This is a genomic window from Frankia sp. CeCAU1 (genome assembly GCF_977971845.1).
Genome location: NZ_CDWWXA010000072.1, coordinates 1 through 24,011, shown reverse-complemented (window position 1 = coordinate 24,011; position 24,011 = coordinate 1). Strand labels below are relative to the sequence as shown.

Annotated in this window: 19 protein-coding genes and 1 riboswitch; of the genes, 8 read left to right on the top strand and 11 right to left on the bottom strand. The window is 71.5% G+C overall.

Annotated elements, in window-relative coordinates; translation table 11 throughout:
- The 9 genes from AC08OO_RS14005 to AC08OO_RS13965 form a co-directional block, all read right to left on the bottom strand.
- A partial coding sequence (locus AC08OO_RS14005; RefSeq protein WP_476618615.1) for a lasso peptide biosynthesis B2 protein occupies positions 1–491 on the bottom strand: 491 nt, incomplete at its 3' end.
- Entirely contained in the window at positions 488–805 is a 318-nt protein-coding gene (locus AC08OO_RS14000) for a lasso peptide biosynthesis PqqD family chaperone (RefSeq protein WP_011437370.1), read from the bottom strand. The genes AC08OO_RS14000 and AC08OO_RS14005, both read right to left, overlap by 4 nt.
- 2 nt (positions 806–807) lie before the next feature.
- The gene (locus AC08OO_RS13995) at positions 808–2,697 is read right to left on the bottom strand and encodes an asparagine synthase-related protein (RefSeq protein WP_476618614.1); all 1,890 of its coding nucleotides are present in this window, start codon (positions 2,695–2,697) and stop codon (positions 808–810) included.
- Between the two features lie 11 nt (positions 2,698–2,708).
- A complete protein-coding gene (locus AC08OO_RS13990) occupies positions 2,709–2,819 on the bottom strand; it encodes a lasso RiPP family leader peptide-containing protein (RefSeq protein WP_476611085.1) in 111 nt (36 codons plus the stop codon).
- Between the two features lie 207 nt (positions 2,820–3,026).
- A complete protein-coding gene (locus AC08OO_RS13985) occupies positions 3,027–3,863 on the bottom strand; it encodes an AfsR/SARP family transcriptional regulator (RefSeq protein WP_476616483.1) in 837 nt (278 codons plus the stop codon).
- A 324-nt stretch (positions 3,864–4,187) separates the two neighbouring features.
- The gene (locus AC08OO_RS13980) at positions 4,188–4,937 is read right to left on the bottom strand and encodes a peptidoglycan-binding protein (protein ID WP_476611084.1); all 750 of its coding nucleotides are present in this window, start codon (positions 4,935–4,937) and stop codon (positions 4,188–4,190) included.
- A gap of 491 nt (positions 4,938–5,428) precedes the next feature.
- Positions 5,429–5,597, bottom strand: a riboswitch (cyclic di-AMP (ydaO/yuaA leader).
- A gap of 566 nt (positions 5,598–6,163) precedes the next feature.
- The gene (locus AC08OO_RS13975) at positions 6,164–6,709 is read right to left on the bottom strand and encodes an alpha/beta hydrolase (protein WP_476611083.1); all 546 of its coding nucleotides are present in this window, start codon (positions 6,707–6,709) and stop codon (positions 6,164–6,166) included.
- A gap of 611 nt (positions 6,710–7,320) precedes the next feature.
- On the bottom strand, positions 7,321–7,677 hold the full coding sequence (locus AC08OO_RS13970) for a four-helix bundle copper-binding protein (protein WP_476611082.1): 357 nt from the start codon (positions 7,675–7,677) through the stop codon (positions 7,321–7,323).
- 217 nt (positions 7,678–7,894) lie between these two features.
- Entirely contained in the window at positions 7,895–9,244 is a 1,350-nt protein-coding gene (locus AC08OO_RS13965; RefSeq protein WP_476611081.1) for an amidohydrolase family protein, read from the bottom strand.
- A 1,322-nt stretch (positions 9,245–10,566) separates the two neighbouring features.
- On the opposite strand from AC08OO_RS13965, the gene metK reads away from it, so the two are divergent.
- From metK to AC08OO_RS13940, 5 genes are all read left to right on the top strand, one after another.
- Positions 10,567–11,772: a methionine adenosyltransferase gene (metK, locus tag AC08OO_RS13960; protein WP_476611080.1), complete on the top strand. Its 1,206-nt coding sequence runs from the start codon at positions 10,567–10,569 to the stop codon at positions 11,770–11,772.
- Positions 11,773–11,983: 211 nt separating this feature from the next.
- Positions 11,984–12,460 carry a DUF309 domain-containing protein gene (locus AC08OO_RS13955; RefSeq protein WP_011437379.1) on the top strand — a complete coding sequence of 159 codons (477 nt, stop codon included), beginning with the start codon at positions 11,984–11,986 and terminating at the stop codon, positions 12,458–12,460.
- 143 nt (positions 12,461–12,603) lie between these two features.
- The gene (locus tag AC08OO_RS13950; RefSeq protein ID WP_476618613.1) at positions 12,604–13,665 is read left to right on the top strand and encodes a toll/interleukin-1 receptor domain-containing protein; all 1,062 of its coding nucleotides are present in this window, start codon (positions 12,604–12,606) and stop codon (positions 13,663–13,665) included.
- A gap of 234 nt (positions 13,666–13,899) precedes the next feature.
- Positions 13,900–15,147, top strand: coding sequence for a TAXI family TRAP transporter solute-binding subunit (locus AC08OO_RS13945; protein WP_476611202.1), 1,248 nt, complete (start codon positions 13,900–13,902; stop codon positions 15,145–15,147).
- A 139-nt stretch (positions 15,148–15,286) separates the two neighbouring features.
- Entirely contained in the window at positions 15,287–16,480 is a 1,194-nt protein-coding gene (locus tag AC08OO_RS13940) for a thiolase family protein (RefSeq protein ID WP_476611201.1), read from the top strand.
- A 67-nt stretch (positions 16,481–16,547) separates the two neighbouring features.
- On the opposite strand, the gene AC08OO_RS13935 is transcribed toward AC08OO_RS13940, so the two are convergent.
- Positions 16,548–17,108, bottom strand: a complete 561-nt coding sequence (locus AC08OO_RS13935) for a DUF4232 domain-containing protein (RefSeq protein ID WP_476606060.1) — start codon at positions 17,106–17,108, stop codon at positions 16,548–16,550.
- A gap of 496 nt (positions 17,109–17,604) precedes the next feature.
- Here AC08OO_RS13935 and AC08OO_RS13930 point away from each other — a divergent pair, with 496 nt between their 5' ends.
- Positions 17,605–19,077: a hemolysin family protein gene (locus tag AC08OO_RS13930; RefSeq protein WP_476611200.1), complete on the top strand. Its 1,473-nt coding sequence runs from the start codon at positions 17,605–17,607 to the stop codon at positions 19,075–19,077.
- Entirely contained in the window at positions 19,074–20,141 is a 1,068-nt protein-coding gene (locus tag AC08OO_RS13925) for a hemolysin family protein (RefSeq protein ID WP_476611199.1), read from the top strand. The genes AC08OO_RS13930 and AC08OO_RS13925 overlap by 4 nt, the downstream gene beginning before the upstream one ends.
- 106 nt (positions 20,142–20,247) lie before the next feature.
- Here AC08OO_RS13925 and AC08OO_RS13920 read toward each other — a convergent pair whose 3' ends face one another.
- Positions 20,248–21,066 (bottom strand): class I SAM-dependent methyltransferase, encoded by an 819-nt coding sequence (locus tag AC08OO_RS13920; protein WP_476611198.1) that lies wholly within the window; start codon positions 21,064–21,066, stop codon positions 20,248–20,250.
- Between the two features lie 181 nt (positions 21,067–21,247).
- Between AC08OO_RS13920 and AC08OO_RS13915 the strand changes: the two genes are divergently transcribed.
- Positions 21,248–23,812, top strand: coding sequence for a WD40 repeat domain-containing serine/threonine protein kinase (locus AC08OO_RS13915; RefSeq protein WP_476611197.1), 2,565 nt, complete (start codon positions 21,248–21,250; stop codon positions 23,810–23,812).
- Positions 23,813–24,011 lie beyond the last annotated feature (199 nt).

Genomic DNA, 24,011 nt, shown 5'->3' with positions numbered 1-24,011 from the left:
CGGAGCCCGCCACTCCCACGGAGCCCGCCACTCCCACGGAGCCCGCCCGCGCGACGCGGCCCGGTTCCCGTTCCCGGACCGACGCTGAGCAGCGGCCGCAGGTAGCCGGCCGGCATCGACTCCCCGACGATCACTCCGTCCGCCTCGACCCACGCGTGCGCGGCGAACGGCGCGATGGTGCGCACCCCCACACGCCACGTCGGGAACGTTCCGGTCAACCGGCACAGCAGGGCGGTCGCTATCGAGCGGGGAACACAGCCCCGCGCGCCGCGGCAGGTGAGGCTCACGGCTGTCACCGCCTGCCGGGCGGCGAGCGCGGTGTCATAGCCGGCCGGGCGGGCGCCCGCGCCCACCCCCGTGAGCACCCGGCAGATACGGGCCGGCGACTGGGTCGCGAGCACCCGCGCGATCCCCACGGCGACCAGCGCGCCGAGCCGACGAGCGAGGGACGGTTTCGCCTCCGGCCGCTCGACCACCATCGGCGCGGTCACCGGGCCTGCGTCCGGGGATCGCAGACCGCCTCGGTCTCGGGTGACCATCGGGACTCGGGCTCGGCCTCGATGAGGCCCACGTCCGCGAGTTGGGCGAGCAGACCCTCCACGTCGCGGCGCGCCGTCTCCGGGTCAACCTCGCTGGTCTCACACAGCCCGCGGACGGCGGCTGCCGTGTCGCCGCCGTCGAGCAGGATCCGCAGCACCAGGTCACCCGAGGGGTTGAGGGTCCAGTATCGGCCGTTGTCGATATGGAGGAGAACCGCTCCGTACTGGGTCGGCGCCCGCACCACGTCAGGCCGCAACGTCACCATGATCACTCACTCCTCCGGTAGCTCAGGTCAGGGCCCCGCCGGCTCGCGAGCACCCGCAGCCACGCGTCCGCCGCGAACGTCGGTCGCAGCGCCTGGTGGCGATGACCAGGTACGGACGAAGATCGGCACGCCTGGCGCAGCGCGTCCGGCTCGATCAGGCCGAGATCGGCCAACGGGCTGTCATCGCACAGCTTCACCAGGACGTCCTGACTGGCGCGCAGGCCCTGATCCTCCTCGGCGGCGGTATCCGCCTTGGTCTCGCGGCGCAGGCATTCCTGCGGCACCAGCCGGCGCATGGCCTCCTGCAGTAACGGTTTGTACTCCCACGGACCGGTGCGCTCTTCGGGCCGCACCGCCAGCGCCGCCCGGACCACCCGCTCGTCGAGGAAGGGTGCGGCGAGCGGCGGGCCGACCGGATCGGCGAGCTGGTCGAACAACCGGAACACCGCCGCGCCGGCGCGGATGGCGAAGAGATCGGCGTGGCCGTCCCGGGTCCCGGCCAGCGGCCGGGCGCGCCGGGCGGCCTCCGCGAACGCTCCGGCCAGCAGGTCGAGGGCCGTCGGCGTGAGCCAACCCGGGACCACAGGCGGAAAGGCCCAGTCGAGCGAGGCCAGGACGCCCGGGTGGGATCGGCCGGAACCGGCGGAACCGGCGGAACCGGTCGGACGGCGCGCGTGGCCGACCGTGGCGCGGCGGGCCTGGTCGAGCGCATCGGTCATGTCGGCGAGGCAGTCCCGGTAGCCGCGCGGCCGCATCATTCGCAGGCACGCCATCCACGGCCAGCCCTCCTGCGCTCGGTGTCCGCGCAGGTCGTGCAGCGCCCGCCGGGGCCGGCGGCGCAACAACCGGGGGAGGTAGGCGGGACAGCCGTAGGCGACCTCGTCACCACCGAACCCGGTGAGGTGCACCCGCGGCCCGTACAGCGCGACCCGGTCAAGACCCGCGCGCAGCTTCGCCCGGTCGCCGATGCCGACGAACGGCCGGTCGAGCGGTTCGTCGGCGTCGGCGATGCCGTCGTAAACGAGGGGAAGCCCGGCGGCGGGCAGGATCTCGCGCGTGACGCCAGGGAGCGTGGCCGCGGCCCACGTGGCCCGCGCGGCGTCGTCGTCACCGGGATCGCGGGCAATCCCGGTGAGCGCGACCACGTCGGCGGGGCCGCGCGCGGCCAGGCAGCACACCGAGGTGGAGTTCAGTCCGCCCGACAGATCACAGCTCACCGTCCCGCCGCCGGCGACCCGCGCCGCCACGGCCTCGGCGAGAGCCGCCCGCAGGGTCGGCGCCCCCTCCGTGCGGGACCGCACCGGTGCCGGTCGACGCCACCACCGCAGGACGGTGGCCTTCTCGTCAGGGCCGACGAGAAGGTAGTGATCCGGGGGCAGCGCGTCGATCGACTCCCAGAGCACCAGGTCATCGAGCGGATGGGGCGGTGACGGGTCGAGCAGCGACAAAGCCAGCGCCGTCCGGTTCAGCGGGGCGCCCGTGAGCCGGGCGAGCACGTCGGCGCGGTCGGCGGCGACCAGGTGGCTGCCCAACCGGGCGGTGAAGACCCGCCGGGTTCCCGTCGGGCTGCCCTGGATGCGACGGTGGCTGTCGATCTCGGCGATCACGTGGTAGTCGCCGGCCACGACCCGCGCGAGGTCGAGAGCGTGCACGTCACGGGCCGAGAGAAGCAGCCGCAGGAGCTGTCGCGCGTTGGTCGCGGCACACCCGATCAGGGCCAGCCGCGAGCGCCCGGCGACGGCACTGACCATGGCATCGTCCGGCCAGTCGCCGACGATCCACGGCCGCCCGGAGGCATAGCGCAGCATGCGACGAGCCCCCGGCGGACGCACGACGGGATCACGGTCGGCCAGCACCAGAAACCAGCAGGACGGAATCGGGACCACCGCCACCCCGGCCGCCGTCACGCAAAACGCCGCCAGGAGTAGTCACGCCCCCAGCCCCAGCGGCCGTTCGTCACTGCGGCGAAGCTGCTGGCATCTTCCAGTCGCGGGGGGAGGTAGATAGCCTTCATCGTCTTCTCCTCAGCGGTTTCCGCGCGCCCTCGCTCGGTGGCGTGCGCCCCGGTGAGGTGCACCCCGGTGGCGATACACGGCGGCGCCGCGCGCGTGGCCCGGGCGCCGGCCGGCTGGTCCAGCCCGTATGGTTGAAATTCCCCCGCCGGGTTCACTGGCGGTTCAGCTGACTTCCGGCCCACGGCTCGGCAGGCACGGCCGTGGCATCAGGTGACCCACGAGTCCGGATTCAGTACATGCTGATGGGCACGCCGCAGTTCGACACCGGGCTCGATCCCGAGTTCGGTCACCAGCCGCCGGTAGACCGTCTGGTACTCGGCCAGTGCCTCGGCCCGCCGGCCGGTGTGTTCCAACGCAAGGATCAGCTGGGCCCAGAGACGTTCCCGGGTCGGATGTTCGACCGTGAGCGCCCGCAGGGTCGGCAGCACCCGGTCGTACTCGCCGAGGGCCAGGCGGGCGTCGATCAGGTCCTCGCACACCGCCCAGCGAGCCTCCTCCAGCCGGAGGACCTCCGCGCCCGCGATCTCCGCCGGGAGCTCGTCGAACGCGTCCCCCCGCCACAGCGCGAGGGCGCCTTCGAAAAACCCGGCAGCGCGTTCCGGCGAGCCGGCGCGCACGGCGGCGCGGCCCTGCTCGGCGGCCGATTCGAACCGCTTAGCGTCGATCTCACCGGACGCGACGACCAGGCGGTACTCCCCCGGCCGGCTCTCGATGCGTCCGGGGCCGTTCCCCCCGGCTCCGGACGTGTCCAGGGGCGGCCGGAGGGTGTGCCGCAGCTCCGAGAGATAAGTCTTGATGTTGCCCCCGGCGGAGCGCGGCGGGGCGTCCTGCCAGAGCGCGAGCCGCATCCCGTCCACACTCACCCACTGGCCGGCGTGCAGCAGCAGGGCCAGCAGCAGTATGCGCTTCTTGCGCTGGTCGATGCGGACCTGCTCGCCCGAGGATCGCCGCACCTCCAGCGGCCCCAGGACCGCGAACAGGAGACCGGCCCCGGTCACGGAGGATGCGTTCGGACTCGCCTCAGGTAGGTAGTCGTCGAGCATCGTGGCTCTCATCGATCGGGCCCCCGTTTCGGTTTTCCCGTGCGGGCCGGCTGGTCCCGTGCGGGCCGGTGCCGTCTCCCGGCCCGGTGCCCCGGGCCGGTGCCCCGGGCCGGGTGGCGTCCCCGGGCCGGGTGGCGTCCCCGGGCCGGGTGGCGCCGCCCGGCCGGGGGTCCCCCGCCCGGCCCGGTGCTGGCCCGGTGGCTGAATACCCCCACCTCACCCCGGGTAGTCATCCGGTGCGTGCGGATATCGAGCAGCGCCCTTGGGTGGGTCGGGAATACCGGCCGACGGCAGCGGAGCCCGGTCGGCGGGCCTCGATCAGAGTCAGATCCCGAGCTTCGCCCGCGTCTGCGGTCCGACGATCCCGTCAACCACCAGACCATGCTTCAGCTGGAAGTCCTTGACCATGTGGTTGGTCTGATACCCGAACTTCCCATCCACGCTGATCGGGTAGCCAAGGCTGGCGAGCCTCTTCTGGATCTGGTGGACGTCGAGACGGAACCCGAGGCCGACGGCCAGCGACGGGTAGCGGGCCGCGGGTGCCACCACGGCCGCACGCGCCGGGGCAGCCAGCGAGGAGTAGGAGATGTTCGTTAACCGCACGCCGCGCGAGACGGCGGCCGCCGCCGCCTGTCCCCGGGCCAGGTAGCGGTAGTGCAGGCCGTTGGTGTAGGCGCTCCAGGCGGTGATGCCCTGGCCTTCACAGACCTTCTTCGCCGCCCAGGCGTTGACGGCCGGGTCGTAGAGGTTGCGGTTACCCACCCAGCCGGCGTGGGCCCGCATGTTGATCTGCCACAGGCCGCGCGAGTCCTCGCCATAGGTGGCGTGGGCGTAGGGGTTGCCGCCGGACTCCGCAAGAGCCACCGCGACCCAGGTGGCCAGCGGAACGCCGCGGCAGTCGGGCAGTCCCGCGTTCGCGGCCGCGCTGGCGATCGTCACATCGGGGACCGTGGTGGCGGCCCGGGCCGGGCTCGCGGTGGCGAAAATGCCGGCGCCGGCGCCGATCACACCGACGGCGGCGACAACGGCGCCCCGGGTCCGGGTGGAACGTTTCCGATGCTTTCCCTTGGCCATTTCTTTGACATCTCATTTCGGTGTCGTCGAACACAGACGGGTGATCGAGGGGAGGGATGCCGCTCGAAGGAGGGCGAGCGGAGACGACCGCGCTGGAGAAGGGCAACACCCAGTGCCGGTCTCCCGGTACGCCGAGAGGACGTCCTGGGACGACCGGGGACGACCGATCGACGCGCCCTGGGGATTCCGGGCTCGATGGGCTGAACAGCACGGCAGGCGGCCGTGGTCATTCCGTTCCAGGCCTGACGGGCCCGGTGGACGGCAGGGGTCAGCCGACCACAGACGACGAGGCCGGGTGGCTTTCAGCCGAGCTGGTGGTATGGCGCGTCAGCGCGATCGGCCGGTACGGGCACCGACCGGATGGCACGTTCTCGCGAAGACGTCAGGGCGAGAACGGCGCCCCGTATGGCGGGGACGCACCGCGGGTCGCGCCGAACGGCGTCACGGTCCAGAAGACCGGAGCCGAGCGTTCCTGAAACACAGGCAACGTCGAGTCCTTCCCGTACGCCTGCGAGGTTAGCTGTCGGGTTCGGGCCGGGAAGCCCGGCCGTTTCCGCGGCGTGCGCGTAACGGCTTAACCCCAAGGGCGGCACGCAACGAGCCACCCGGAGGAACGTGGTTCCCCCGCTTCTGCCCAAGATCTCTCGGAGGGAGCTGCGGACCGTGGACAGAACTCGGCGTCGGCCCGGAGCTGTTGATACCCCGCAACCGTAGCGAACTACAGACCGTAGTGACAAGTACGAGTTGTGCCGAATCTGGGCGCATGTTGGTCACGATGCGTGCATAACACTGCGATGCCGCAACTCTCGGACATCAATAGCAGCTACCGGTAGCGACGCAGATCACCCGTCACGACCGGATCTTGGCGATATGACCGGTCCGTCGAGACGGGGACCGGTGGCCACGAGGTCCGGTAGTCACCGGGACCGCCCGGCCGTCCGGCAGCCCCCGGCAAGCCCGGCAAGCCCGGCAAGCGGAAGCCTGGCCCGGGGGTCGGGTGGCGTGCGGACGGGTACGCAAACGCGAACGGCGCCGGCTTCGAGCCTGCGGCTCGAAGCCGGCGCCGTTGGAAAACGGACGATGCGGTACGGGACGGACGACTGACCCGCGGATTCGCGTGATTCGCGCCGGCACCCGCCGAGGAAACACCTGCTGAGCGGTTGGGCCTCCCGCGAAGGCACACCCCCATCGGACCGGCACGCGGGCGCGCCCGGCACCGGGCGAGATCAGTCGACCGAACGGTCCCGCTGCCGTTGCCGTGGGGTCAGCCGCGGGACACGGAGGTTCTCGAGGAACAGCAGGATGTGCGCGCCGACCGCACGCCGGCCGGGGCCGGCGAGCACGCCATGCCCCCCGGGCAGCGACGCCAGCCGGGCCCGGCGCGCGGTCCGCGTCATCATGCGCGCCAGCGCAAGCGGGCTGACCTCGTCGCGCTCGGCATGGAGCAACAGGATCGGCAGGTCGGGAAGCGACCGTGGGATCGGTTGTCCCGGATCCTCGCCCGCGATCTTCCGGTACACCAGCGGCAGGTCGAGCAACACGAGGGCATCCGGCCGGACCGCTGGCGAACCGGCGCCGACCAACGCCCGCAGGGCCCCGCTGTCCGAACCCAGCAGGACGAACGGACCATCGGGGGCACGCGCCTCACCAAGGGCGAGGACGGTGTCTCTCCCGTGGTCGAGAAACGTCACCTGATAGCCGTCGAGCGCGAGCCGGAAAGCTAGGCCCTCGAAATGTTCGGCGGATTCTCCACGACCGGGGAGAAGGACCACACTGGCTCTTCTCGAGTGGGTGGGATCACCACTGGGCCAGTAACGGGTTCCCGGCCCCCCCACATATCCACGGGGGCGCGGACGAAAGTATGATGACGAAGCCAGGGACGACACAACATGCTCCGATCGGAAACCGTCCAGAGATGTACCCGGTACTGACCGGACATCGATACCGAGGCAGCTGGCGTCCACGCAGGCGATGACGATCTACAGACAGCCCTATCGAGCGACCGTGAATCAGGAGAACGCCAGAGGGAACACCGAGAGCGAGGGAAAGCCGAGGAGGCTAGTAAAGCACGTGAAGCGGCCGGGCCGGACAACCGGACGAGGCCACTCTCAGGAAGTCAATGTGGCCACGGAAGACCAGGGGGGTCATCCGATCCACCGAGGAGAACATGACCATATTTTGCCTATCCGACGGCTACCTGTCAACATGGTCAAAATTGTTACTCAGGTGTTTCACCCCATGTCCGTCCGAGGATACGTAACCGTAGCCACCGGTCGTGACCGGTGGCCGCGCATCATGTGCCGCGCGCCGCCGCACAGCCGGACGCCGGGGCGGAGTCGGGTGACCGCCGGCTGCGCCCCGGCGCCGTCGGGCCGGACGCGGCTCAGGCGGCGGCGCCCACCATCGTGTTGCAGCTCTCCGCGCAGGACCGGCATGCGCCGGCGAGCTTGGCGAGCTGCTGATCCTGCGGCATCCTCTCGCACATCTCAGCGCACATCACGCAGATCCGCGCGCACATCGCGCACATTTCCCCGTGCATCGGCGACATCCGGCACATCATGTCGGCGCAGGTCCTGGTGACGGCCGCGCAGTCCATCATCAGCCGCATGTTCGCCGGCTCCATCATGGCGCCCGGCATGTCCATGCAGTAGGAGATCGTCTCCTCGCACAGAGCCGAGCAGGACATACACTCCTCGATGGCCTTCCGCATGTTCTTATTGATCATTTCAGCGTGCTGCATGAGAACCCTCCAGGCGTTGGAGACGCGGCACCCCGTACCAGCGAACGGCCCGGACCACCTGACGGCAGCCGGCAGCGGGGCCCCTACGACGATAGCTTTCAGGGGCCGATCCGCATCTCGGTCAATCGCCGTCCCAGAGCGGATCCGACGAAATCCCGCGAGCCATACTAAGGGTATTTCTTTTTATATTTCGTGAACATTCCGGAAAACCGGAGAGTCAGCCGGGCTGCGACGCCGCGGGCCACTCGGGAGCGATTCTCGGCACCTCTTCCATCACCATGGTGGGGCGGACCAGGTTCCCGGGCAGCCGCGGGTGGGGCAGCACCGCGCGACCGCCAAGGAACACTCCGCTCACAGCGCCCGGCCGCTCGAAGATCGACAGGTCCCCGGGGTCCGCGTCGAGCAGGATCGCGTCGAAGGCGGAGCCGACGGCGATGCGGCCGGCTCCCTCACCCAGTCCGAAGAGCCGGGCTCCGGTCGCGGTCGCGGCGAGCAGCGCCTCGGGTGGGGTGAGCCCGGCATGGCGCAGCCGGCTGATCTCGGCCAGGTTCGTGCCGTGCCGGGTGCGGTGCCGGGCGTCGCTGCCGAGCGCGATCGGCACCCCCGCCGCGCGGGCGACCGCGATCGTGCCGGCCAGCGCGGCCTCGGTGGCCTCGGCTCGGTCCACCGCCCAGCCCGGCAGCACTCCGGTGGCCGCCAGCGCCGCCAGGTCCTGGTAGGGCGACAGGGTGGGGACGAGCGTCACCCCGGCGGCCGCCATGGCTGCCGCCACGGGCTCGGTGAGCCCGATGCCGTGCTCGATGGAACGCGCCCCGGCGGCGACCGCGGCCTCGATCGACCGCTCGCCCAAGGCGTGCATCATCACCGGACGTCCGTACCGCCGGGCCTCCGCGACGGCGGCCGCAAGCTCCACCGGGCTGAACTGCGGCTCGGGCTGCCCCGGCCGGGCGGACATCACCCCGCCGCTCGCGTAGATCATGATCCAGTCCGCACCCGCCCGCAGAATGCCCCGCACCGAGGCCGGCAGGCTGCCCGCCTCGGTAACGGTATGCGGGGGCCGGCCGGGATAGTCCGGCATGAGAACATCTTCGGCCGACTCCAGCCCGGGACCGATGATCGCCCCGTCACCGTGCCGCCCGGACCGGCTCAGCCCGACGACGGACACGGCGAGCCGAGGTCCGGGCACGGTGCCCGCGCTGACCGCGTCCCGGATGCCGGCGTCGGCGCCGCCGGCATCCCGCAGGTGTGTGACACCGGCAGCCAACGACGCCCGCAACGCGGCGGCGGTCTGCAGGACTCGGGTGGACAGCGACGCCGTCGCCAGCTCGAACGGATCATAGGTGGACTGCGCGACGTGAGCGTGGCAGTCGACGACCCCTGGCATCAGCCACAGGTTGTGGGCATCAACGTCGACGGCGTCCCGGTCAAGACCGAGTCGCGTGCCGACCGCATGGATGACCCCGCCGCCGACGGCGACGTCGGTCGGCTCACCGAAGCGCCCGGTCCTGTCGAGGACGTGCACCCCCCGCAGGACGAAGGCCTCGGCCGCCTCTGATCGTCCGGGCACCGTCGACCGCCCGGACTCGGGACGCCCGGACTCGGGACGCCCGGACTCGGGACGCCCGGACTCGGACTGTTCCGTCGCGGTGGATCGCCCGTGCGCCGGAGGCTGCTCCGGAGTCAGGGATTGTTCCGATGATGCCGGGGGATCGGTCATGACCAGCGCCGTTCCTGCCGTTGACGACGACCTCCAACGCCTCGTTCCGGCCGGATCGAGCATCGACCGACAAACGCGCGGAGGCGGATGTCAGATCGAAGGTCGAGGCCGGGGTGCGGGAGGTCCGGATGTTCCGGAGGTCATCCGGATGTCAACGGAGACAGGCCGCCGTGTTGACGCGGCAGGTGTCGATGTGACGGCGATGAGTGAGTTCGACCGCGCGGCCACCCGGCCGAGGCCACGGCGTCACCGTGATCCCGCACCGGTCGTCCGACACGACGTCTCCTTCACTCGGCCCCGGATTCACTCGGCCCCGGATGACCGCGCTCAATATCGTCTATCATACTCCCCCGTAATCACCGGTCCCGGATGACGCAAAGGGTCGAGGGACGAGCCGGCCAGGTCCGCTCACTGGCCAGCGACTCGTAGGAACGGACGCGATCCGCGTGCTAGCAGGCGATCGCGATGATCATTATCTCGTCCACGCTCGATCGGCGAGCCCACACCTCGACGTCGGCCCGCTCGGCCGCCGGCACCGGCGGGTGCGGCCTCCGACGACGGCGCGGTCGGGACGAGAGATCGAGCCCGGGCAACGGCACACGATCGGCCTGCGGCGTTGACGGCGGGTTGACCGCCGTGGTGAGATCATTCGGTGTTCAGTCCGGCCGTTCTCGTTACGCGTGGCCACGTCGACTTCTCCCTGGTGAGTTCCGCCATCTGTACCGCGCGCTGAGCCGCGCGGCGGACGCGCTCGTCCGGCGCGCCCTCAGCGCGTTCCCGAGATCCACCACTTCGATCCGCTCCCTCGGCTTGGCCGGCCGTCGAGCCGGCGCGACCGGAGGCCGGCGCGGCCAGCACCCCGCTCTCCTCACCTCGGCGCCCGCCGACTCGGAGGGCATGTCCGCATGCAGTTCGACATCCGACGGCGTCGACATCCGACGGCGTCGACATCCGACGGCGTCGACGAGCCCGACGCGGCACCCGGACCCCGAGCACCGGCCCTGGTGAAATGACCGTGCCGGCCAGCCAGTGCCGGCAGGGATGTAGGGATGTACCGGCGCGGATCCACCGGCGCAGCTCCACCCGCGCACGTATGTCCCCGTGCGACCGGCACCTTCTCCCGCAACATCGTCTTTTTCCATATCTTGTTCTGTGAAACGAGGAATCCTTCCATGTCCCGTCGCCTTTTCACCTCCGAGTCGGTCACCGAAGGCCATCCGGACAAACTCGCCGACCAGATCAGCGACGCCCTGCTCGACGCGTTCCTGGCTGGCGACCCCACCTCCCGGGTCGCGGTGGAAACACTGCTGACCACCGGGCACGTGCACGTGGCCGGCGAGGTCACCAGCTCCGCGCACGTCGACGTGACCGCCGTCGTGCGGCGCACCCTCACCGACATCGGTTACGACGCCGCCACCGGCTTCGACGGCGCGACCGTCGGCGTGCTGATCTCGATCGGTGCCCAGTCCCCGGACATCGCCCAGGGCGTCGACAAGGCCTATGAGGCACGGGTCGAGGGCGGCGAGGACACGCTGGCCCAGCAGGGCGCCGGCGACCAGGGGATCATGTTCGGCTACGCCACCGACGAGACCCCCGACCTGCTCCCGCTGCCGATCACACTGGCCCACCGCCTCGCCCAGCGGTTGTCGAAGGTGCGTCACGACGGCCTGCTGCCCTACCTGCGGCCGGACGGCAAGACCCAGGTGACCATCGAATACGACGGGGACCGCCCGGTCCGGTTGGACACGGTGGTCGTGTCCGCGCATCACGCCGCCGACGTCGACCTGGCCACCCGCCTGGTTCCGGACATCCGCGACCAGGTCATCGCCCCCGAGCTCAAGCGGTTGGCCGAGGAAAACCTGGGCCTGGAGGTAGACGGCTACCGGCTGCTCGTGAACCCGACCGGCCGGTTCGAGATCGGCGGCCCGATCGGCGACGCGGGCCTGACCGGCCGCAAGATCATCATTGACACCTACGGCGGTTACGCCCGCCATGGCGGCGGTGCTTTCTCCGGCAAGGACCCGTCCAAAGTCGACCGTTCGGCAGCCTACGCGCTGCGCTGGGTCGCCAAGAACGTCGTCGCGGCCGGCCTCGCCCGGCGGGCGGAGCTGCAGGTCGCCTACGCCATCGGCAAGGCCGAGCCGGTGGGCCTGTTCGTCGAGACCTTCGGCACCGAGACCGTGCCGGTGCCGGAAATCGCGCGGGCCGTCTCGGAGGTCTTCGACCTGCGCCCGGCCGCCATCATCCGGGACCTTGACCTGCTACGGCCGATCTATGGGCAGACTGCCTCCTACGGCCACTTCGGTCGGACGCTGCCCGACTTCACCTGGGAGCGCACGGACCGCGCCGGCGCGCTGCGCGCCGCCGTCGGCCGCTGACACCGGCGGCCGCTGACACCGGCGGCCGGTCTTGCCTGACGACGACCCCGGTCCGCGCGGCTACGGGAGGCGCCACCCCCGAGGGGCGGTCAGAGTGGACCGCATGACCACTTCGGACCGGTCCGGGCGACGCGCACCGTCCGGAACACGGCCGCCTCCCGGAACACGCCCCGTCCCCCGGGCACACCCCGCGACTGAATCAGGGTCCGGGGTGTCCCGGCCCGGGGAACGGCCCCGGGACGCGCTTGGCCGCCCCCTTCCCCACGGCGAGACCGGCGTGCCGCCGCTCGCCTCCTCGGCCCCGCTACCGCCGGCCGCAGCGCTCGCCGAGGCCCAGCGACTCCTCGACGCGGGACTTCCCTTCCAGGCACACGAGGTACTCGAAGCCGTCTGGAAGAGTCCGGAGACCGACCCCGGCGAGCGCGGGCTGTGGCGTGGGCTGGCACAGCTCGCCGTCGGCGTCACCCATCTGGCCCGCGGCAACGTCAAGGGCGGCGTGGCCGTGCTGCGGCGCGGCGCGGCGAACCTCATCCCCTACGCGGACCGGCCTCCGCACGGCGTAGCCGTTCCCGGTCTGCTCGCCTGGGTGGACCTGCGGATCGCCGACATCGGCCGGGCCCATCCCGGGCTGCCGTGCATCACCGCCCGGACCGCCCCGGCCGACGGCGGGCCCCGCCTCGTCGGTTAACCCAACCGCGCCACCCGCGGCGCGCCCCTGCCCGTTCTGCCCCGCCGCGGCGGGGCAGAACGGTGGCATTCATCCTAGAACGGCGGTACGATCATCCTTCAGCTGGAGCGAGCAGTCCGGAGGATTTCACAGGTGGGAATCGGGTGGACCAGGGCGACTTCTTCATCAGCTACTGCCAGCGCGACCGGGACTGGGCCGAATGGATCGCCTGGCAGCTGCAGGAGGTCGGTTATCGCGTGTTTCTCCAGGCCTGGCATATCGGCCCCGGCCGCAACTGGGTCAGGGACATGGGTCAGGGGATGGAGAACTGCCGGCACACGATCGCGGTGCTCTCGCCCGAGTATCTGAATTCCCCGTACTGCCGGGCAGAATGGCAGGCGGCGTTCGAATACGATCCCGAGGGCAACCTCCGTAAGCTCATCCCGGTGCGGATAGCGGAATGCACCCCTACCGGGATGCTCCGGCAGGTGGTCCACTTCGACCTCATCGGCATCGACGACGAGGACGCCGCCCGGGAGGAGCTGCTGCGCAACGTCCGCTCGGCCTGGGAAAAAGAAGGTGGTCTCGCGCCCAAGAAGCGGCCGGGCTTCCCCCCGGCCCAGGGCACCCGGACCGAGCCACCGGAGCCCGACCCCGCCGGTACACCTGGCACCCCCGCCGCCGTCACCCCGGACACCGGCCCCACCCTGCCGTTGCCGCCCACGCAACGCCCGATCACCTCACGGCCCACGTTCCCGCCGGAGGTGCCGGAATGGCGCCGGGCGGCCCGCGCCATCCGTACCGCACTCACGCGGGGGTGGGTCATGCTCCCGACGCTCGCCGCGGCCATCGTCATCGGAATCGCTTTCCAGGTGGCGGACGGCGGCCCCGGCGGAGTGCTGGTCGGCTCACTCGTCGCCGCGCTCGCCGCGGCCGCCCCGGCCTTCATGCTGTTCCCTCCGACGGACCGTACCGCGACGCTGGTGGTCGGTGGGGCCTGCGTGGTGGGCGCGCTCGGGGGGGCGGAAATCGCCCACGGCCGAGCGTGGGCGGCCATGGCCGAGGTGCTGGGCGCAGCGGCGTTTTCGGCCGTCTTCACCATCGCCATGCGCCCACCCCGCCCAGCGCCACCGGCCGATCCGGCGGACCCGGACCCGGACCTGGACCCGGACCCGGTTGCAGTCACGGAGCCGGGTGTTCGGAACAAATCGGTCGTTACCCCGTAGCCCTCGGGATCAGGCACAAGAATCGGCAGCCCTCGACCAACGGCGTCCTGCGCGGCATGGTTGGTATGCGACGATCAGCGCGGTGGGAGCAGGATGCGCGACCGGCCAGGTTCTCACCACCGGGATCCGGGGCACCGGGATCCCGGTGCGGCGGCCCAGTGGCGGGCAAGTGCCCCGGAGCTTGCCCCGCGCAAGGCCCGACGTCAGCGTCCCACGGATCGAGGAGTCGCCGCGATGTCCAATACCCGGTCGCGGCTGGGACGGCGTCCCATCGCGATCACCGCCCTGGTGATCCTGGCCACCATCGTCGGCGTCTTCATCGGCCGGGCCTTCGGCGGAGACGGCCGTAGCCCGATGCTCGTGAGCACGCCCCCGAGCACGCCCTCAGCGCAGACGGCGGCACCGGAACAGGCTCGGCGCGATGCGGCGACGGAGGCGAAGGCGAACCTGCACACGACCACGTGCACGACCGTACGGATCATCGCCGGCCAGCCCCGCACCCCCTACTCGCAGTACGCGAGCACACTCGCGAAGCTCATCAGTGATCCGGCGCTGAACGGCGGCAACGGGTGGCGCGCCTTTCCTGATTCGGACACGAGCGGGACGTCCCAGAACCTCAAGAATCTCGGGGTTCCGGAGAACCGGCGCTGCACTCTCGCGCTGGCCCAACTCAACGTGGTGGTGGACGCCCAGAACGGCCGGGGCGACTTCACCGGCGGGGCCGTCGAGGGCCTGAGACTCGTCGGCCAGATCTATTACGACGTTCTCCAGCTCATCGTCCCGGCCGACTCCAGCATTCACAGCGCGGACGATCTGTGCGGCAAGACGGTCGAAAGCGGACTGCTCGACTCGGGCACCCACCAGATCGCCACCGTGCTGTTCCGTCAGATCACCCGGGTGAAGGGAGCGGGCTGCGTCGTCCGTCCAGTGACCGGGAACCGGATAACCGAGGCGCTCCAGAAACTTCACTCCACCGGCGCGGATCACGCCGACGCGGTCCTGTGGGCGGCGGGCGCTCCCACGATGGCGGTCCAGGAATATAACGACAGTTACCAGAAGATCAAATTCGTGCCACTCGACGACTGGCAGTCGGCGATCCAGCGGGACTGGTACTCCCAGTACCTCGATGTCGGGGCCAACGTCTTCACAAGGGCCGCTATCGAGCCGGGTGACTACAATATCATCCCGTCCCAGCCGACAGCGACCCTCGCGGTGCCGAACGGCATCGTCGCCAGTAGATACGCCGACCCCGCGCTGGTCGAGTTCGCCGCCTGGATGATGGACGAGCACTCCGCCGAGTTCAAGGCCACCCTGTGGGCCACTCATCAGGCGCAGGCGCAGGCGCGCCGCCTCGGTTTCGCGACTCCCGGCTCCTTCATCGCGACCAACATCTGCCGATACGTCCCGCTACATCCGGCGGCGGAGAGATACTATACACATGCGCTCGGTTATCCGACGGGATGCCCGGCCCCGCCCCCCTGACCTCCGGTTCACTTGTTGACCCATCAAGAGGGTGGCCCGTAGCGTCGATCCGGGCAGGCGCCAGGCAACGGGCAGGGCGGTACGGGCAGGGCGACGGTCGATCCGCCGTCATTGTGATGCTTGTGACGAGGGAGAACCCATGGAGAACGCAGTCATCGTCGATGGGGTACGCACGGCGTCGGGACGGGGCAAGCCGGGTGGGGCGCTGTCCGAGACCCATCCGGTGGAGCTGCTGGCCACCGTGCTGAAGGCACTGATCGCCCGCAACGACCTTGATCCGGCGCTGGTCGACGACGTCATCGCCGGGTGTGTTGACCAGGCCGGCGAGCAGGCCGTCAACATCGGGCGCACCGCGGTGCTGTCGGCCGGGTTCCCCGAGTCGGTGCCGGCCACCACGATCGACCGCCAGTGCGGCTCGAGCCAGCAGGCCGCCCATTTCGCCGCGCAGGGGGTGCTCGCCGGCGCCTACGACATCGTCATCGCCGCCGGGGTGGAGTCGATGAGCCGGGTGCCGATGGGCTCCACCACTTTCGGCAAGGACCCCAACGGCCCGAGCCTGCACGCCCGCTACCCCGAGGGCCTGGCCCACCAGGGCATCGGCGCGGAGCTCGTCAGCGCCCGGTGGAAGATCAACCGGGAGGACCTGGACATCTTCTCCGCGCGGTCGCACCAGCTCGCGGCGGCCTCCGTCGCGGCGGGGGACTTCGCCGGGGAGATCGTCCCGGTCGAGATCACCCTTCCGGACGGCACGACAGCCCAGCACACCGTGGACGAGACGGTCCGAGCGACCACGACCGTCGAGACGCTGGCGAAGCTCAAGCCGTCTTTCTACACCGAGGCGTACGCCGCCCGCTTCCCGGAGATCACCTGGAACATCACCCCGGGTAACTCCTCCCCGCTGACCGACGGCGCCTCGGCCGTCCTGATCATGAGCGAGACCAGGGCGAACGAGCTCGGCCTGCGGCCACGGGCCCGGTTCCACACGTTCGCGCTCGCCGGGGACGACCCGTTGCTCATGCTGACCGCGCCGATCCCGGCAACCCGCAAGGCGCTCAAGCGCGCCGGTCTGAGCATCGACGACATCGACGCCTTCGAGGTCAACGAGGCGTTCGCGCCCGTGCCGCTCATGTGGGCCCGCGACACCGGTGCCGACCCGGCGAAGCTCAACCCGCGCGGGGGCGCCATCGCGCTGGGCCACCCACTGGGCGGATCGGGCACCCGCCTGCTCACCACAATGGTGAACTACCTGGAGGCCACCGGCGGCCGTTACGGCCTGCAGACGATGTGCGAGGGCGGCGGCATGGCCAACGCCACCATCATCGAACGGCTCTGACCTCCACCGGACGATCCGCCGGTATCGGTCCCCTGGTCCGCGCCCGGTGCACCGTGGGAGCCGGCCCTCACGCCGTGAACGCGGCCACGGTGAGCTGCCGCACGGCGGGATCCCGGCATGCCTGCGTGTCCGGGCCGCTCAGCCGCAGCGCCTCGGTGTTCCCCGGCGGGTACACGCGCAGCGCGGCGACCGGCGCGGTCCCCGAGGGAGGCGTGCAGCTTTCCGCCACGCCGAGATGCAGGATGCGCAGGACCGCCGTCGCGGCGCCCCCGGGCACGAGCCGCACCGGCGCGCCCGCCGGCCCCGTGCGCTCCGCCGCCGCGCCCACCTGCCGGCCGGCCGCGTCCACGAACGACACACCGGGGAATCCGCGTACCACGCAGGGGCTGTGACCGATGTTGGTCAGGACCAGCCGTTCGTAGTCGCTGCCCGCGGTTCCCTGGCGGTCGACGCTGCTCAGAGCGAGTTGAGCGGTCCGGCACCGGGCCGCCACGGACGTCGCCGGAGCCGCCACCGCGGTGGCGGTACCCCCGCCGCCGCCCGGGCCCGCGCCGCATCCGGCGACGAAGATCGACGTCGCGGCCAGGGCGAGTACCGCCGGAAGAGCCCTCCCACGAGACCTGTGCATGACGACCTCCTCGTCGCGCGGCGAGCCGGCTTGCCGGCAAGCCACCCGGTGATGTCACCTACTCCCTTCCCACTGCTACCCTCCGTGACACCGTCGGAGATCCGTCATACCGGGCTCCAGGGCTCTTGTTCTCGTCGGCGCGTCCGGTTCCTCACCATCGCGTACGGCCCACGCCTGCCGATCGGCCTTTCTCCAGTACCGGGCCTGCCGGGCCACAGCACCGGACTGGCTGACTGACTGGCTGACTGGCTGACTGGCTGGCCAGCCGGCCCACACAGTGATCTTCTACCGAGGCCCACTCGGGGTCTGGACCGTGCGCCAACCAGAGGTCATCGTGAAACGGACGGGCTATGAAGCGCGTTGTTGCCGCGTGACGGGGTAGGCCCGCGGGCCGGGTCGTCCCGCACCGACCGGAAGGGATCATGAAAGTCTCCGAAGACGCCGGATGTAGTTCCGGCCGACCCACGCGCGAAGAAGCGCCCGCGGGGGTCGACCGATGATCGAGGCGCTTCTGTTGCTACTCAGCCTGGTGCTCGTGGCCGCCTGCGGCGTTTTCGTCGCGGCCGAGTTCGCTTTCGTCACGGTGGACCGGCCCTCGGTGGAGCGGGCCGCCGAACGCGGTGATCGGGGCGCCCGCGGGGTGCTCACCGCGCTGCGCGGTCTGTCCACCCAGCTGTCCGGCGCCCAGCTCGGGATCACCGTCACCAACCTGATGATCGGTTTTCTGGCGGAGCCCGCCATCGCACGGCTGCTCGAGGGGCCGGTCACCTCGCTCGGCGCCTCGGACGGGCTCGCCCGGGCGGCGTCGGTGGCGATCGCTCTGGTCCTCGCGACGGGCCTGACGATGGTGTACGGCGAACTGCTCCCGAAGAACCTGGCGATCGCCCATCCCCTCGGCACCGCGTTGGCGGTGCAGGCTCCCCAGCGTGCCTTCACGAAGGCCACCGGCCTGCTGATCCGCTCGCTGAACATCACGGCGAACGCGGTGCTGCACCGCCTCGGCATCTCGCCACGCGAGGAGCTGGCCTCGGCCCGTTCGGCTCAGGAGCTGTTCTCCCTCGTCGGGCGGTCCGCCGAGCACGGCACCCTCTCCCACGAGACGGCGACGCTGGTACAGCGCTCCCTGCTGTTCGGTGACCGGACCGCCGAGGACGTCATGACACCCCGGATGCGCATGCGCACCATCCACGCCGACGAACCGGTCAGCGAGGTCATCACCCTCACCCGGCGCACCGGGCACTCCCGCTTCCCGGTACTCGGCACGGACAGCGACGACGTCGTGGGCCTCATCCACGTGAAGAACGCGGTCGCCGTCCCCGAGGACGCCCGGGACCATACCCCGGTACGCGACGTGATGGTCCCGCCGGTGACCGTGCCCTCGACGATCCTGCTCGACCCCCTGCTGGAGACACTGCGTGCCGGCGGCATGCAGATAGCGATCGTGGTCGACGAGTTCGGCGGCACCGACGGACTGGTCACCGCCGAGGACCTCATCGAGGAGATCGTCGGCGACGTCGTCGACGAACACGACCGGGTCAGCCCGCGCGCCCTGCGCCGGCGGGACGGCAGCTGGCTGCTCTCCGGCCTGCTGCGCCCGGAGGAGGCCCGCAACGTCACGGGGATCGACATCCCCGCGGACGACACCTACCAGACCCTGGGCGGTCTGATGGCCCGGGTGCTGGGACGCATCCCCCGGGCGGGCGACACGGCGGCCGTGGAGGGCGTGCGGTACACCGTCGAGCGGATGGACGGCCGGCGGGTCGACCGGATCCGTCTGGGCCCGATCGCACCGACGGACGCCACGCCGGAGACGGATGCGGATCCACCGGTCGCGGACCCCGCGGATCGCCGACCCGGCGCAGGCCCGGCAGGCCCGGCAGGCCCGGCAGGCCCGGCAGGCCCGGCAGAGGAGGCCGAGGAGGCCGAGGAGGCCGAGACCGCCTCGGCCGGAAGGGCGGGGTGGGGATGACCGACCTGCTGGCGATCGTCGCCACCGTCGTCCTGCTGGCGCTGAACGCGCTGTTCGTCGGGGCCGAGTTCGCGCTGATCTCGGCCCGGCGGTCGAACTTGGAGCCGATGGCCGAGGCGGGCTCGCGGCTGGCAAAGATCACCCTTGGGGCGATGGAGAACGTCTCGTTGATGCTCGCCGGGGCGCAGCTTGGCGTCACCGTCTGCACCCTGGGCCTCGGCGCTCTCGGGGAACCGGCGGTCGCGCATCTGCTCCGCGGGCCGTTCGAGGCGGCCGGGATGCCCTCCGCCCTGCTGCACCCGGTGGCCTTCGCCATCGCGCTGGGCCTGGTGACCTTCCTGCACGTGGTCGTCGGCGAGATAGTCCCGAAGAACATCGCGCTGGCGATGCCGGAGCGTACGGTCCTGCTGCTCGCCCCGCTCCTGGTCGGAGTCGTCCGAGGCGGCAAACCGGTCATCGCGCTGCTCAACACGATCGCGGCCGTGTCGTTGCGGCTCGTCGGCGTCGAACCGAAGGACGAGATCGCTAGCGTCTTCACCCGCGACGAGGTCGCCGGGCTCATCGAGGAGTCGCATCGGGAGGGTCTGCTCGCCGAGGACGAGCACGACCTGCTGACCGGGGCGCTGTCGTTCGAGGAACGCACCGCGCGTGCCGTCCTGCTCCCGCCGGACGGGCTGGTCACCGTGTCCCCGGCGGTCACTCCCCGGCAGGTCGAGCAGCTCGCCGCGCGCACCGGATTCACCCGCTTCCCGGTGCGGGACCCCGAGGGCGGGCTGATCGGCTACCTGCACCTCAAGGACGTGCTGGAGACCCGGCCGGAGCGGCGGTCCAGCTCGGTCGCGGCCAAGTGGATCCGGCCGCTGGCCCGGGTCGGCGCCGACGACAACCTGCGGACGGCACTGGCGACAATGCAGCACTCCGGCGCGCATCTGGCCAGGGTCACCGACGCCGACGGTACGGTCCTCGGGCTCGTCGCGCTGGAGGACATCCTGGAGGAGCTGGTCGGGGAGATCCGCGACGACGCCGTTCGCACGGCCGTGGTCCCCACCCACCAGCCCGCCTGAACCGTCCGGTCCCGTATCTCCCGTATCTCCCCGGCTACCTTGCCTATCCAGGCCTATCCAGAGGCTTTTGTGCCTGATTTATCCCTCTGGATAGGCAAGGTGGGGATCAGCGGCGGGGGTCCCGGGCGACGATGACCACCATCGACGGCGCCCACCAGTAGCTGCAGTCCGCCGGCGGCTGCAGGCCGTCGACGACGCGCACGCTGAAGGTGCGGAAGTAGCGGAGCAGGGCCCGCTGATGCCGCCGGGACACCGAGTCGATCTCGTTCGAGTAGTAGGTGAACGAACCGCCGTCGGCCAGGTGGTCGGCGGCGTGCGCGAAGAAGTGCTCGGCGAAGGTGGAACTGCGCACGAAGTACTCGTCGACCTCGGTCTCGTCAAGGGGGTAGGTGTCAAAGAGGATGCCGTCGAACCGGCCGAGGCCGGGCATGGCCTCCTGCCAACGCCCGGTGACGATCTCCACCCCGCGGCGCCCCGCGGGGCGGGCCCACTGCTCGGCGACGCGCACCGTGGCCGGGTTCGCCTCGATGATCGTGTGCCGGGCCGGACCGATCTCCTGGACGAACCCGGCGGACAGGCCCAGGCCGAACCCGACCTCGAGGACGGTACCGCCCGGCCGGGTCACCTCGGCGGCCAGCGCCCGCATCAACGGCGCCTCCCAGGTCTGCATCACCTCCTGGCCGGAGACGAGCAGTGTGCCGTCGACCACCGCGGGGACCGCCGCGTCGATGGCTGTGTCGATCGTCGGACGAGGCGCCCCGGCCACCATCGTGCCGGCCGTCTCGTCCAGCGCGCTGAGATCGGCGACGAACTCGTCAAGCGCCCGGTCGAGCAGCAACCGCCGTGGCTCCTCGGAGACCGGGGCGAGCAGGGACCGCGAGGTCGGGGTCAGTGTCACGTCGAACTTCGCCGCACGGCGGAGCACAGGACCTCCCAGATCATGCATCTTTGCCGGTATTGCGCTATGTTCCATCCATACTGGTTCTGTCCATACTGCGATCTTCCGTCCCTTACTGCGATACTCGGCCTGTGCGCCCGCGCCCGTCCAGGCATCCGCCATATCTGAGAGGGTCGCCGGTCTCGGCGCACCTTGGGAGCGGGGCACGGTGACGGGGACGACGCCACCTCCGCTGCCCGGCGACGCCGTGCGCCCGCTTCAGCTGACCGATCCGCGGCGGCTCGGGGTCTACCAGGTGATCGGCCGGCTCGGGCAGGGCGGCATGGGCACCGTCTTCCTCGGCCGGGCACCCGACGGAAGCGCCGTCGCGATCAAGATGATCAGGCCGGAGCTCGCGCAACGGCCCGAATTCCGCGCCCGGTTTGCCCGCGAGGCCGAGAGTGCTCGTCGGGTCCGCCGGTTCACCACGGCCGCCGTACTGGACGCGGATCCGTACGGGCCCCAGCCCTATCTCGTGACCGAGTTCGTCGAGGGTCCGACGCTGTCGAGGCGCGTCTCCGTACGGGGGCCGCTGCGGCCCGCCGATCTCGAACAGCTCGCGGTCAGCGTGACGACCGCCCTGAGCGCCATCCACGCGGCCGGGATCGTGCACCGCGACCTCACCCCCGGCAACGTCCTGCTGTCCCCGGTCGGCCCCAAGGTGATCGACTTCGGCCTGGCCCGCGAGTTCAACGCGGACACCGACCTGAGCCACAACGTCCGGCACGCCATCGGTACGCCCGGTTACATGTCCCCGGAGCAGATCCTCGACGCACCGATCACCTCGGCGGTCGACATCTTCGCCTGGGGCGCCGTCATAATCTTCGCCGCCACCGGGCACGCGCCGTTCGGCACCGGTCGCATCGACGCCATTCTCTACCGCATCGTCAACGAGCCGCCGCGGCTCGACGGAGTTGGCGGCGAGCTGCGCAACCTCGTCGAGATCGCGATGGCGAAGGACCCGGCGGCCCGGCCGAGCGCGGAGGAGCTGCGGACGGCGCTGATCGGCGGGGGTACCCTCCCCGCGCGCCCGGAGCCCGGCTCCATACCGTCCGGACCGCCCGGCACCGCGCGGCCCACCGGACGTGCCCGCCGCTGGGCCCGGCGCCGGCCGTCAGGCGCCGCGGGGTCGGCGCCCAGGTCGGAGCCGCCGCCCCGCGGCACGGGCAGCACCGCCGGCACGGGCAGCACCGCCGGCACGGGCAGCACCGCCGGCACGGGCAGCACCGCCGGCACGGGCAGCACCGCCGGTACCGCCGCGAACGTGGCGGACATGCCCGTCACCCAGCTGTCCCCGCCGCCTGTCGCCTCGCCGCCGCCGATTCCAGCCCGGACCCCGCCGCCGCGTGGACAGCCCGGGTCGGTACCCCCGCATCCAGCAGGAACCCCACACCCACCGGCACCCAGCCCATCACCGGCCCCATCACCACCAGCCCCATCCAGGCTGCGGTGGTCTCGGACGGCGCTGCTCGTCGCCGGACTCGCCATCGCGATCACCGCCGCGACGGTGCTGATCATCGTGCCGCGCGGCGGTGGCCCGTCGCCGGTGTCGGCGGCCGACCGCGCGTCCATCTCGTCGCGCCTGGCCGCGGACGCGGCGGCCCAGCGGGCCCGGCAACCGGACCTGGCCGGTCGGCTGAGCCTCGCGGCCTACCGGATCGCCCCGACGGAGGCCGCGCGCGCGGCCGTCCTCGCGTCCTTCGCCCAGTCCACCGCCGCGCGGATCCCCGCCGGCCCCGCAGCCTTCTCCGACATCGCGCTCAGCCCGGACGGCACGACCCTCGCCGGCACCGACGACACCGGCAGCCTCCACCTCTGGAAGGTCGACGCTGCCGGCCGGCCCACCGCCACCACCGGGGGCTCCGCGAACGACCATGCGCACGGCGTCGTGTTCGACCGCTCGGGCACCCGACTCGCAACGGGTGGGGAGACCGACGCCGGCCGGCTCTGGGACATCGCCGATCCGGCGCGCCCCCGACCGCTCAGCACGCTCGACCCCCAGGCCACGCCGGTCCATCGGCTCGCGTTGTCGAGCAGCGCGCATCTGCTCGTCACCGCCGGCGAGGACTGGTCGGTGGGGCTGTGGGACGTCGCCGACCCGGCGCGGCCCGTCTCGATCCAGTTGCTGATCGGCCGCGCCGGACCGGTGACGGATGTGGCACTGCGACCGGACGGCGCCGTCCTCGCCATCGCCGGCGCCGGCGGCCCCGTGCAACTGTGGAACGTCCGCGACCCCCGCAGGCCCGTCCAGATGGCCTCGGTGCCCGGCCACACCGGCGCGGTGAACACCGTCGCGTTCAGCCCGGACGGACGGCGGCTGGCCACCGGCGGCGACGACCGGATCCTGCAGGTCTCCGACGTCGGCGATCCCGACCATCCGCGGGTCCTGCGCCGGCTGTCCGGCCACACCGCCCCCGTCGCCGCCGTCGCCTTCACCACCGACGATCATCTGGTGAGCGCGGACGGCGGTGGCGCGGTCGCCTACTGGGACCTCTCCGCCCCCACACCCGCGATGACCCCCCTGGGCGTCCTGGACGCACCCGCCCGGGCGGTGGCCGTGACCGGCACCGAGACCGTCGCGCTGACCACCGGCAAGGGGTCGGTCCTCCTCGGGACGCTCGACCCGGCCAGGCTGCGCCGGCTGGCCTGCGCCAGGCCGGGCGCGGCCCTGAGCCCGGCCGAATGGAGCCGGCTCATTCCCCGCCTCCCCTACACCGACTCCTGCTCCGGTTAGGACCGCTCCCCGGCTCCGGTCAAGGCCCGTTCTCCCGCTCCGGTGCGGACCGCTCCCCGGCGCCATCCGGCACGTCACGCCCCGGGGCCCGGCGACGCCGGCAGCCGAGCTCACCCGCACGCCCGGTCCTCACCCGCGGCCGCTCGCCGGTGACCGCTCCCGCACACGGGGGCCCAGGGGCGGAGGCCCAGGCGGGGGC